The organism is Vibrio sp. SALL6 (assembly GCF_002002385.1).
Lineage (GTDB): Bacteria > Pseudomonadota > Gammaproteobacteria > Enterobacterales > Vibrionaceae > Vibrio > Vibrio parahaemolyticus.
This window is the reverse complement of sequence record NZ_MQVK01000028.1, coordinates 135,884-147,646: the sequence shown is the minus strand read 5'-3', so window position 1 is coordinate 147,646 and position 11,763 is coordinate 135,884. Positions and strand designations below refer to the sequence as shown.

The window sequence follows — 11,763 nt, the reverse complement described above, 5'->3', positions numbered from 1 at the left end:
CACATGAAAACGACGATTCGCTTGTTGAGCGGCATTATAATTGGTGCATTGTTAGCAGGTTGTGCTACCGAGACTTACGTGAGCCAAGAAAACCGAGAGAAATTCGCCGATGTGAATGTCTCTAAATTTCTTATTAGTGAGTGTTTAGCGCCGCAGCGAGAAATTCATATTGCCGTTGCAGAGCACTTTGATTTCGACAAATTCAAGATCCGTGAAGCAGATGCGACAAGTCTGGATGTGTTTATTCGCGATATTCAAGGTTTAAGCGGACGCATTACCATTGTCGGTCACACTGATTACAAAGGTTCAAACGAGTACAACGACGCGCTTTCTCTACGCCGAGCACAATCCGTTGCGGCGTACCTCAAGCAGCAGCTTGATCCCACTTTTTATGATTGGGAGATCAAGCACTTTGGCGAGACTCAACCGCTTACGCTCGATACTTCAGATCAAGCGCGAGCCGAAAACCGCCGAGCGTACGTCACTTTTGAGGAGGCGCAAAAATATGATGAGATGCCATTCTGTGAACCTCCAAAGCCAGAGCGCAAGGTTTATATGACCATGACGCCACACTTCGACTTTGATCAGTCAGAGTTGAAAGCTGAAGATCTCACTCAGCTCGACGATTTCATTGAACAGTTACAAGGGTTAGAAGGCAGCATTTTGGTTGCAGGGCACACTGATCAAGTCGGCTCGTTTTCTTACAATGAACAATTGGCAGAGCGACGAGCTCAAACTGTGGTCGAATATCTCAAGACCAAACTTGATGCGTCGCGGCTTGTTTGGGAGGTCAAAGCGTTTGGTGAACTGCAACCGGTCATAAATCAAACGACTTCGGAAGCAAACGCACTGAATCGACGTGCCTTTATCGTATTTAAAGAGAGTGAACACGGACAACTGACAGAATAATTTGTTATGGTTACCCAATACTATTCGAAAGATAATAAGTCTGTAACAAGGGAGCTGGGTAATGGAGAAAGTGCAGTTGGTCGTCGATTTTCTTCTCACGCACAAAATGCTGTTTACCACATTAATTTTGTTTTTTATGTGGTTGGTACGTCGTTCAATTTTGTCGATGATTCGCGGTGATCATGCCTTTTTAACCGAAGATCAACGCAGTTGGATGTCGAGAACCAAAAACGGTACGTTTGCGTTCACATTGCTGATCCTGTTTATCCTCTGGCAATCAGAAATCAGTGAGTTTGCGCTCAGTGTTACAGCGATTGCGGTTGCTATTGTGGTGGCATCGAAAGAGATCATTTTGTGTTTTACAGGCTCGATTCAACGTGCAAGTTCGCGCTCGTTTCGAGTGGGTGATTGGATTGAAGTGGGGAAGTTGTGTGGCGAGGTGATCGAACACAACATGATGGCGACAGTGATTCAAGAGATCGATTTGCATCACGGGCAATACCATTACACGGGTAAAACCGCGACGTTGCCGAATAGTATGTTTTTCACCTATCCGGTTAAAAACCTCAACTTTATGAAGCGTTATGTGTACCATAATTTCACGATTGTGGTGAAAGACTTCGTCAACCTGTATCCGCTACTGACACCGTTAACGGACAAAATTGATGAGCATTGCAGTTACTTTAGTGATGTGGCTCATCGTTACAATGCCATGATCGAGAAGCATGCCGGTGTCGATCTGCCGGGTGCAGAGCCGCACATCCACATTTCAAGTCATATTAATGGTGAGCAGATTGTGCATGTGATGATCTTCTGCCCGACAGATAAGGCGAACCATTTAGAACATTTGATTCGTCAGGACTTTATGGAGCTTTACGAGCAGCGTTTTCCTGCTTCGAATGATGAATCGAACGACGCTGCCTTCAACTAACTCGCATTAAAAAGAAACCCGCTGCTTCGGAGTAAACTCCCAAAGAGCGGGTTTCTTTTTTCGCTTATCTTTACGCCAAGCTATCGGAACTTGCTTTTGAGCATCAGAAACAAGAAGTAGGTACTACCGATAATCGCGACTAACGTACCTGCTGCAATTTGGCTCGGGTAAATGGCGATTTGCCCTAACCAATCCGCCCAAACCATAAGCGTTGCACCAATTAAACTGCCAACGAATAATTGTTCTTTGACCTTTCTTGCTCCTAGCATCATCGCCATGTGTGGTGCGACCAAACCAACAAAGGAAACAGGGCCGACCGTCGCCGTTGAAAAGGCACACAGCAGAGCAACGATAACAAGCAAAATCGTGTTCGCAGATGATGGATTCAGCCCGCGCGCGTTAGAAAACGCTCGACCAATAGAAATCAGTGTTAGCCAACGTGACAACGCTAATACAATCGCTAAAAGCACCAACACGGAGATAAGTAACACCAATGCACTTGTGCTGGTGACGCGATACGTTGAGCCCGTGAGCCAGAGCAAAATTTTGTAACTTTCCCCAGAGCCTTGCGCCAACGCAAACTGCACGAGAGCTTGTAATAGGGCGCTAAGGGCAATACCTGAGAGTACAAAATTAGAAGGGTTAAAGTGGCTGCGTTTCCCGATAATGAGCAGCAGAATCAATACGGTCAGACTGCCCAGAAAAGCGACGCCCCAGTTAAATGCGGCGAGTACAGAGCCAACCATCACACCAGTGATGATAATGGCAAAGGTTGCGCCGGATGACACACCGAGAATGTCTGGGCTCGCAAGTGGGTTGTAAACGATGCGCTGCAAAATGATCCCTGCAATGGAAAGGGCAACGCCTACTGAAATCGCACTGATCATGCGTGGCCACCGCAGTTGCCATTGGAACTCGCCAGGAATCGCAAACTCAATACCACTGATACCGTGCGTAACAAATGAGTACGCCAGAATGCCGATGATTCCCATTACTGCAATGCCCCAAACTGCTGCGTTCGATAGAGCCGTTTTTCCTTGGCTCATCGACAAGTTCAGCTGATCCGTAGCTGTCAGTTTCTTGCGAGTAAACCAGATCAACGCAGGTGCACCAATGGCCGCCGCCGCCACACCGCTTGGGATGGTTTCTTCTAACAACAAACTGAGATAAATCGCCGCAGAATCGGTGATAAGCAGCAACGCAGCGCCAAGCAACATGCTGCTGATGAGTTCATCGCGTGGCGTTCTCGCTCCCATTGCACGGGCGATGTTTGGTGTTAACAAACCGATAAAACTGATGATACCAACCGCAGTGATTGAGGCTGATACCAGCCAAATACCCATCACCATTAACGCCCCAAACGCGGGTAATACCGCTAAGCCTCGGGCTGCTGCGCCTTCTTGTCCCAGTTTCATTAAGGTCAGAATGCGTGGTGCGACAATCAAAATGACGATTGCGATAGTAGAACGTGGCAGCAACCATTCAAACCAATCCCAACTGTATTGTGAAAGGTCGCCCGCTCCCCACATAAAGATGTTTTGAGCAAACTGTGCATTGAGAATAATTAGAGCTGTCGCGATGGAGCCAAGCAAAATGTTGATGACCATACCGGAGACCACTAAGGGTAACCCCGTCATATTGCGCACACCAGCGATCGAAATGATCAAACCAAACGCGACCAAAGCACCTGCCATTGCAGCGAAAGCGGAATAGTCGGCCACCCAGTCAACAAACCAAATGTTAACGATGACCAGCGCAAGCCAAGCACCGGAAGAGGTGCCCAAGGTCAGCGGTGAGGTGAGGTTGTTTTGCGTTAACTGCTGCATCAAACTGCCAGTCAGCCCGAGCATTGCACCAACCAATAATGTGATGCTCAATCGAGGTAACTGAGACTGCATAAAGAAAACATCACGAAATTCGCTGGCGCTTTCTGGTTGAGTGAACAACTGCCATTGTTCACTCAACGACAAGCTCGTATCAATTTGTAAGCTCAATAGGCTAAGCAACGCAATCAGCGCGACATAGCCAATGTACGGTTTCGTTCTCATTGTTTTGGTGCCAGTTCAATTAAGCTGTCGGTAATGGCTTCTGCCATGTATTGCAAAGACATCGCGCCGCCGTAGGCCCACACCGCTCTTACCGAATTTACGCGCTGTTTTTTCACGAATGGCATCGCTTGCCAAAGTGGTGAGCTGTTCAACTTGCTCTCTTGCGGGAAAGGCTGCACGTAAAGTACGTAGCTTTGTTCAAGGTTTTGTAAGCGGTTGATGCGATCTTGTTTGATGCCCCAAGCGCGCGCAGAGACTTGGATAGGGTTGGTTAACCCAAGCTGCTCAACCACATAGTCAGTGGTCGAATTTTCCGTCGATAGCAGAACAGAATTGGGCGTCGAGAAGCGCATCACCAACACGTCTAATGGGGCAGAATAATGCTGACGAATTTTGTCACGCAGTTGTTTGAATGAGTCATTGAGTTTTGCCAGTTTTTGTTCCGCTAACTCTTGTTTATCAAACAGCGCACCTAGCGTACGAAAATGCTTGATTGCGGTTTGAGCCGCGGCTTCGTTTTGCGAAAAATTCGGCAAATACACCACCGGTGCGATTTGTCTGAGCAGGGGAATCAAATCTTGCTGGGGAGAAGCCGCTAGGATCACATCGGGTTTCAAACTCGCGATCTTTTCCAAATTAGGTTCGGCGCGAGTGCCGATATCCTCAATGGATTCTGGTGCGTAAGGATTCACCACCCACTGGCGGTAACCTGGCAAGTTAGGCGCAGCAATGGGCTCGATGTCTAACGCGAGCACTTGTTCCAAAATGTCCCAGTTGAGAACCACGACGCGTTGCGGCACTTGCTCAAAAGTCACCGCGCCGTACGCATCATGAACGGTAATGTCTGCGTTCGCTCGTGTAATCATCACTGTGAAAAGTAGAGTCGTGCAGCTTAGTTGTTTGAGAAATCGAACCATCATGCACATACCACCGCCACCTTCTGGCTAGCAAGTGTTTCCGCGGGCGTTGGATGGTCAATGAGCTTAATTGGTGATTCGTAAAGTGCAGACAAACGCGCTTCATCAAGCAGCATTTCGGCGTTGCCTTCAAAGGCAATTTGACCTTTTTTGAGCGCAACTATGTGGGTTGCGTAGCGCAATGCTAAGTTCAAATCATGCAGGATCACGATAATGCCTACGTTCTCGGTTCGATTCAGCTCTGCCAGTAGCGCCATCAGTTGAAATTGATGGTGAACATCGAGCGCGGAGGTCGGTTCATCTAGGATCAAAATCGGTGATTGTTGAGCCAACAGCATCGACACCCAAGCGCGTTGGCGCTCGCCGCCCGATAAATCGTCCGCTAATGCTTGAGCAAACGGAGCAACGCCAGTGCGAGCCATGGCTTCAGCGATAATCTGTTTGTCTTCAGGTTTCCAACGACCAAGTGCGCCACGCCACGGAAAGCGGCCTAAGCGCACTAGCTCTTCTACCGTTAAACCAGCCGAGGAGGGCAGCTTTTGTGGCAAATAGGCTATCTGCTTTGCCAGCTCTTTGGTTTTGAGTGATGAAAGGGAAGTGTCGTTTAATGCTACCGTGCCTTTATCTGGTGACATTTGACCAGAAAGCAGGTTCACCAGTGTCGATTTGCCTGAACCGTTATGGCCCAAAACGACAGTCAGTTCATTCGTTGGGATGTTAAGTTGGTCGATGCCGAGGATCTGACGTCCACCTCGAACGATCTCAATATTAGACAGTTGAAACATGGATGGCTCTCAGGAGAAAACTCCCCTCAAGAGAGGGGAGTCGAAAGTTCAATTACCAGCGGTAGTTTGCGTTTAGCATGACAGAGCGAGACTGGCCGTAGTAACACCAGTAATCGCAACCTGATACAAATTCTTTATCCAGAATGTTGTTCACGTTTAGCTGTGCTTGCCACTGTGAAGTGATGTCGTAAGTGACCGACGCATCCCAAAGAGTCACTGAAGGAACGTTTAGGTTCGAGCTCTTAGGGTTATCTTTAGATTCGCCCACATAACGAACACCAGTACCGATGTTTAGGCCTGGAATTAGGCTGTACGCGCTGTAGTCTACCCATGCCGAAGCTTGGTGTTCAGGAATAAGCGCGGCTTGTTTTTTGCCTTTGCCAAAGCTTTCGTCTGTTTTCGCTTTGGTGTAGGTGTAGCTTGCCATCAGTTTTAGATCGTCGGTTAGCTGCGCCGTGCTTTCAAGCTCAATACCTTGAGAAGTCACTTCACCCGTTTGTGTCGCGATCCATGTTGATGGGTTGGTCACCAACGCGTTCTTTTGCGTAATGTCGAACCATGCTAGGTTGATAAAGCCATCCATAAAGCTTGGCTCATACTTCACACCCACTTCTACTTGCTCGCCTTCTAGCGGTTTGTAAAGCTCATTGGTTGCCGCATCAATGGTGCTGATCACTTCAAACGATTGAGAGTAGTTTGCGTAAGGTGACAAACCATTGTTTGCAAGGAACATCACACCCGCGCTGAGAGACAGCTGACCATCATCACGAGATTCGTTTTGATCAACGCCTGCGCCTTTGCCAGAGTTTTCTGTTTTCACCCAGTCGTAACGAGCCCCCACGTTACCAATCCATTGTTCATGCAGTTTCAATTGGTATTGTGAGTAGACACTTGCTTGAGATTTCTCAATCTCACGTTTCACGTTCTTTGAAGGATCAAGTGGATTGAAGTTGCCGTAAACTGGGTTCCACGGGTTGATGGTGCCAAACGCGTAGTTGTCCTGTTCGTCGCCATCGGTTTTGTGAAATTGCAGATCCATACCGACGAGCACGGTGTGTTCTGCGTTATCTGTCATCCAGTTGCCGACAGCATTGTTATCGAACGTGATGCTCTGGTTTTTGCCGTCACGGAATACGATGCCTTGCGTTAATTCTTCTTTCGCTGGATCGTTGTTTGAGAACGCGTAAGAGCTGCGTAAGTACAACTCATTCGAACCGTAGTTGAGGTTTTGCGAGAATGACCACGTGTCATTGATGTCGTGCTCTAGCAAGTAACCTAGAGAGAACTGCGTGCGTTCGTATTTATCGTAGTTTGGCTGACCAAGGTTAGTCGAAGGATCGATTTTGCCAAAGTTAGAACCAATCAGAGTGCCTGCCGCTGGGAAAAATGGGTTGGTTGGCACACCGTTATCACGAAGGTAAGTAGCCAAAACGGTCAGCATTGTACGGTCAGAAATGTCGAACTCGACGCTTGGCGCTAGATAAAAACGCTCGTTGTTGGTGCCGTCCAGTTCGCCATCTTGGCTTGTCATCAGGCCAACCAAACGGTAGCGGATTGTGCCATCGTCGTTTGCTTCATCAGCAATGTCAAAACCCACAGACTGGTGTTGGTTGTTGCCCACTTCGACTTTTACTTCGCCTTGAGGCGTAAATGTTGGTTTTTTCTGTACTGCATTCACGATACCGCCTGGTGCCGATTCACCAAACAGAATAGCTGATGGGCCTTTAACCACTTCCACACTTTCTAGGCCGTAAGGTTCGACCAACCATGTGTAGTAACCGTCGCGGAATAGGCGGTTGCCGTTTAGGTAAGTCGCAGCATCAAAACCGCGAACTTTGAACCAATCGGTGTCGTTGTCGGCGCCATAAGGCTGAGCGGTTACGCCAGATGTGTAGCGTAATGCTTCGTCCAATTTTTGCGGTGCACGAACGCGAAGTTCGTCTTCAGAGATAATAGAAACGCTGCGTGGTGTTTCTGCCGCTGGTGTTTCTACTTTTAACGCTTGTGCTGTGACGGTGATGGTTTCCATTGCGGTAACGTCATCTTGTGCGTTCGCTGAAAGCGCAACCACTGCTACTGTAGGCGCAATCGCGCAAACCATTGCTTTACGGATCGCAACGGTCAGTAAGTTATTTTTCGTCATAAATACATTCCCGACAATTATATTTAACAAGAAGCTTAATTGTAATTATTATCATTTGAACTTTTGTTTCGGTATTTTACTGACTTTCGTATCAAAAGATAGTAAAACGTCCGCAAATTTATTCGCGGTAACCAAAGTAGTTGTTATGTTTAATTGGTTTGAAAAACTGACCCAACCCTTTCCCCAGATGGAAACCGAAAAGCCACCCAAGACGCTTTTTGGCTTCTGTCGCTTTTACACTCGTGGCTTTGAAGCCCCTTTACTTGTCATGGCGATATTCAGTGCATTGATTGCTGTGACGGAAGTGACGCTCTTACGTTACATGGGCGAATTGGTGGATATTCTTGCCAACCAAGACCGTGCAACATTCTGGGCGGATCAAGGCGATCGCATGATGATGATGGTGTTGCTTGTTGTCGTTGTGATGCCGTGTTTAGGCTTTGTGCACTCGATGGTGATGCACCAAACGTTATTGGGTAACTACCCGATGTCTATCCGTTGGTTGATACATCGTTACTTGCTGAAACAAGCGGTTGGCTTTTTCCAACGAGACTTTGCAGGCCGAGTCGCGACCAAAGTGATGCAAAGCGCGTTGGCGGTACGAGAAACAGTGATGAAGCTGGTGGATGTACTGGTTTACATCAGCGTTTATTTTCTGTCGATGATTTGGATGATGGGCGAGGCAGATGGCTTGTTGATGCTGCCGATTGTGGTCTGGTTAGGCATTTATGTTCTGATCCAGTTCTACTTTATCCCACGAATGAAGCAGGTTGCGACGGATCAAGCGGATGCTCGCTCGGTTATGACCGGACGCATTGTGGATTCTTACACCAACATTTCTACCGTGAAATTGTTCGCACACTCGCAACGAGAGTTGGAATACGCAGAAAGCAGCATGAAGCAGTTTTTGGTGACGGTTTACCGCCAAATGCGCATGGTCACTTGTTTGCTGTTCAGTGTCGATGCCATCAACTATTTATTGCTTCTGTCTATCAGTGCTATCTCCGTTTACCTCTGGTTAGACGAAGCCGTGACGATTGGTGCCATTGCGATTGCCATCAGTATTGCGTTGCGTGTGCAAGGTATGTCGAAGTGGATCATGTGGGAAGTTAGCGCGCTGTTTGAAAACATTGGTACGGTAGTGGACGGCATCAATACGATTTCAAACGACGTTGAAGTGAAAGACGTGCCAAATGCCAAGCCTCTGCAAATCTCGCAAGGTGAGATCTGTTTCGACAACGTAGGTTTTAACTACAGTGACGAGAAGGCGGTATTTGAAAACTTGAACCTGACCATCAAACCGGGCGAAAAAGTCGGTATTGTCGGTCGCTCAGGGGCAGGTAAATCCACGTTGGTTAACCTGTTGCTGCGTTTTTACGATGTGAATACCGGTAAGATTTGTATTGATGGGCAAGATATTTCGCAAGTTGAACAAGAGTCGCTGCGTCAACATATCGGTATGATCACGCAGGACACTTCTTTGCTGCATCGCTCAATTAAAGAGAACATTCTTTACGGTGATCCAAGCGCTTCAATGGAGGCTGTGATTAACGCCGCTGAAAAAGCACACGCGCATGACTTCATCCAAACGTTAAAAGATGAACAAGGCAATGCCGGCTACGATGTTGAAGTGGGTGAGCGCGGCGTGAAGTTGTCTGGCGGTCAGCGTCAACGAGTGGCGATTGCTCGCGTGCTGTTGAAAAACGCGCCAATTTTGATCATGGACGAAGCTACGTCTGCACTTGATTCGGAAGTGGAGTCGGCAATTCAAGAAAACCTTGAAGTTCTGATGGAAGGAAAAACAGTGATCGCGATTGCTCACCGTTTATCAACGATTGCTGCGATGGATCGTTTGATTGTAATGGATGACGGCAAAATCATTGAGCAAGGCTCGCATCACGAACTGCTGCAATTGGGTGGTGTTTACGCTCAGTTGTGGAAGCATCAAACCGGCGGTTTTTTGTCTGAGTAAGATGCTGCCAAACAGCTGCATCTAAATGAGACTAAACGAAAGAGGAGCGAACGCTCCTCTTTTTTGTGTCTGTCGTTTATACCGAGTGGGTGGCGTCAATGGGTAACGTTAACTTGTGATTATTCATTGAGTTAGACCAACTTAGTGATGGTTATGTTTATAACTGTCTGTCGTTATTGAATTTTTTACGCTTTTTTTACGCGAACTCCGAATGGGCTTTTGCTAAAGTTTCTGCATCGAATTTTGGTTGATGTACTTTATGTTTGCTCATTGGCGAGATAACACATTTCTCTTTTCTGCCATCGTGATTGTTGGCGCGGTTGTGGCCTCATGGCTGTTAGACCAACTGTTTGGCTCTACGGCTGCCGTCCTGCTGATTTTGCAGTTAGCAGTCGTGGTGGTGGCGTTTCAATGCAACTCGCGATTCGCTTATGCGGCGGCGGTGATCGAAGCGCTGAGCTTCAACTTCTTTTTCACGACGCCTCGTTACTCTTTGCAGATGTTTCGTCCGGAAGACATTTTTAATCTAGTCGTGTTTATGGTGGTGGCATTTATCACCAGCACCTTCGCGGATCTTTATCGTCGCCAGCAGGGCGAGTTAAAACAAACCAAGCTGCAAAATAGCATCCTGCTATCGGTGTCCCACGACCTACGCACGCCGCTGGCAACCATTATTGGAACACTGACCACACTCAACGAGTACATGCCCAAGCTCAATGACTTAGAGCGCAAAGAATTGCTCGACAGTGCGACTTCAGAAAGCCACCGCTTGCATCAATATATAGAGAACCTCTTACAGGCGACTAAGCTCCAACACGGCACATTAAAAATTACCAAAAAAGATGAGCCTATTGCGAATATTGTGCGGGATGCGGTTTCTCGTTTGCCGAATTACACCGAGAAAGTATCCATGAATATGGATGATTCCGTTGGTCATTTGTCAGTAAGTCGTTCGCTTATCGAACAAGCGATTTTTAATGTGTTGGATAATGCCATGCGATTTTCACCAGAGAATGAATCTGTTGAGGTTTCACTTTCTAAGCAGGGTTCGTCGTGCGTGATTGATGTTCGGGACATGGGGATTGGCATCAAAGCTGAAGATGCGGAAAAAATATTCAACCTTTTCTATTCCGGCGCGAACAACAAATCGGCCGATTCAGGCACCGGAATGGGACTCGCGGTTGCCAAAGGCATCATCACCGCACACCAAGGAGAGATTCAATCTATGCCAGTATCAGAAGGGACGCTGATCCGCATTCGACTTCCACTCAATCAAGGAGCAGAGCAGGCGTGAGTTACAAAGTTTTAGTCGTGGACGATGAGCCTCGCATTCATACCTTTATTCGAATTTCGCTGTCTGCTGAAGGGTTTGATTACATTGGCGCGAGTACCATTGCAGAAGCCAAAGCGTGTTTCGAAGCGTATTCGCCGCACGTAATTCTGCTAGATTTAGGCTTGCCCGACGGCGATGGGACGGAGTTTCTCACTGCGCTTCGTCAGACATATAAAACGCCAGTGCTAGTGCTGACAGCTCGCGATCAAGAAGAGGAAAAAATCCGCCTTTTAGAAGCGGGCGCGAATGATTACTTGAGCAAGCCTTTTGGCGTAAAAGAGCTCATCGCGCGCATCAAAGTGCTGGTTCGAGATTTGGTGGATGAGCAAACCGTCGCTGATGAGCTGGTGGCTGGCCGAGTCAAAATCATCAAAAGTACTCACCAATTTTGGTTGGATCAGAGGGAAATTCCACTCACCAAGAAAGAGTTTTCTTTCATTGAACAGTTGATTCTCAAGCCGGGAAAACTCATTGAGCAAACTCATTTGCTAGCGGTGATTTGGGGAAAAAGTCATGTCGAAGATACTCACTACTTACGCGTACTAGTGAGTCAACTACGCAAAAAACTGAACGATAGTGCTGACGAACAGCGACTTTTAAAAACCGAGCCGGGGCTGGGTTATCGTTTAGTGCTTGAGACGTCCAAGCACCACTAAATTCCAAATTTAATCAACGTTAATGCCAAGGTTTAGTGCTGGTTATCGGCACTCGAACAGGATTCGTGT

Annotated in this window: 9 protein-coding genes; 5 read left to right on the top strand and 4 right to left on the bottom strand. The window is 47.5% G+C overall.

Annotated features, from left to right (window positions below; all coding sequences use genetic code 11):
• Positions 1-3 precede the first annotated feature (3 nt).
• Together BIW15_RS18985 and BIW15_RS18980 are read left to right on the top strand one after the other, a co-directional pair.
• A complete protein-coding gene (locus BIW15_RS18985) occupies positions 4-909 on the top strand; it encodes an OmpA family protein (RefSeq protein ID WP_077281454.1) in 906 nt (301 codons plus the stop codon).
• 61 nt (positions 910-970) lie between these two features.
• On the top strand, positions 971-1,840 hold the full coding sequence (locus BIW15_RS18980) for a mechanosensitive ion channel family protein (protein WP_005463003.1): 870 nt from the start codon (positions 971-973) through the stop codon (positions 1,838-1,840).
• Between the two features lie 80 nt (positions 1,841-1,920).
• Here the strand turns inward: BIW15_RS18980 and fhuB are convergent, their stop codons facing one another.
• From fhuB to BIW15_RS18960, 4 genes are read right to left on the bottom strand one after another with little or no spacing between them, the layout of a single operon-like run.
• Complete coding sequence (gene fhuB / locus BIW15_RS18975) at positions 1,921-3,888, bottom strand: Fe(3+)-hydroxamate ABC transporter permease FhuB (protein ID WP_077281453.1); 1,968 nt, start codon at positions 3,886-3,888, stop codon at positions 1,921-1,923.
• A complete protein-coding gene (locus BIW15_RS18970; RefSeq protein ID WP_051115056.1) occupies positions 3,885-4,754 on the bottom strand; it encodes an iron-siderophore ABC transporter substrate-binding protein in 870 nt (289 codons plus the stop codon). Before BIW15_RS18970 ends, fhuB begins: the two co-directional genes overlap by 4 nt.
• Positions 4,755-4,804: 50 nt before the next feature.
• On the bottom strand, positions 4,805-5,590 hold the full coding sequence (locus BIW15_RS18965; RefSeq protein WP_020841411.1) for an ABC transporter ATP-binding protein: 786 nt from the start codon (positions 5,588-5,590) through the stop codon (positions 4,805-4,807).
• A 52-nt stretch (positions 5,591-5,642) separates the two neighbouring features.
• A complete protein-coding gene (locus tag BIW15_RS18960; RefSeq protein WP_077281452.1) occupies positions 5,643-7,733 on the bottom strand; it encodes a TonB-dependent siderophore receptor in 2,091 nt (696 codons plus the stop codon).
• Positions 7,734-7,878: 145 nt separating this feature from the next.
• Between BIW15_RS18960 and BIW15_RS18955 the strand changes: the two genes are divergently transcribed.
• The 3 genes from BIW15_RS18955 to BIW15_RS18945 all read left to right on the top strand — a co-directional run bounded on the left by BIW15_RS18955 (position 7,879) and on the right by BIW15_RS18945 (position 11,694).
• Positions 7,879-9,705 carry an ABC transporter ATP-binding protein gene (locus BIW15_RS18955; RefSeq protein ID WP_005499711.1) on the top strand — a complete coding sequence of 609 codons (1,827 nt, stop codon included), beginning with the start codon at positions 7,879-7,881 and terminating at the stop codon, positions 9,703-9,705.
• 259 nt (positions 9,706-9,964) lie between these two features.
• A complete protein-coding gene (locus tag BIW15_RS18950) occupies positions 9,965-10,999 on the top strand; it encodes an ATP-binding protein (RefSeq protein WP_065767091.1) in 1,035 nt (344 codons plus the stop codon).
• Positions 10,996-11,694: a response regulator transcription factor gene (locus BIW15_RS18945; RefSeq protein WP_025589385.1), complete on the top strand. Its 699-nt coding sequence runs from the start codon at positions 10,996-10,998 to the stop codon at positions 11,692-11,694. Before BIW15_RS18950 ends, BIW15_RS18945 begins: the two co-directional genes overlap by 4 nt.
• The last annotated feature ends 69 nt before the right edge of the window (positions 11,695-11,763 follow it).

Excerpts from the sequence above, each read along its gene's own strand:
- BIW15_RS18985 (WP_077281454.1), top strand. The coding sequence starts at position 4 with ATGAAAACGACGATTCGCTTGTTGAGCGGCATTATAATTGGTGCATTG.
- BIW15_RS18965 (WP_020841411.1), bottom strand. The coding sequence starts at position 5,590 with ATGTTTCAACTGTCTAATATTGAGATCGTTCGAGGTGGACGTCAGATC.
- BIW15_RS18970 (WP_051115056.1), bottom strand. The coding sequence starts at position 4,754 with ATGATTACACGAGCGAACGCAGACATTACCGTTCATGATGCGTACGGC.
- BIW15_RS18960 (WP_077281452.1), bottom strand. The coding sequence starts at position 7,733 with ATGACGAAAAATAACTTACTGACCGTTGCGATCCGTAAAGCAATGGTT.
- BIW15_RS18950 (WP_065767091.1), top strand. The coding sequence starts at position 9,965 with ATGTTTGCTCATTGGCGAGATAACACATTTCTCTTTTCTGCCATCGTG.
- fhuB (WP_077281453.1), bottom strand. The coding sequence starts at position 3,888 with ATGAGAACGAAACCGTACATTGGCTATGTCGCGCTGATTGCGTTGCTT.
- BIW15_RS18955 (WP_005499711.1), top strand. The coding sequence starts at position 7,879 with ATGTTTAATTGGTTTGAAAAACTGACCCAACCCTTTCCCCAGATGGAA.
- BIW15_RS18980 (WP_005463003.1), top strand. The coding sequence starts at position 971 with ATGGAGAAAGTGCAGTTGGTCGTCGATTTTCTTCTCACGCACAAAATG.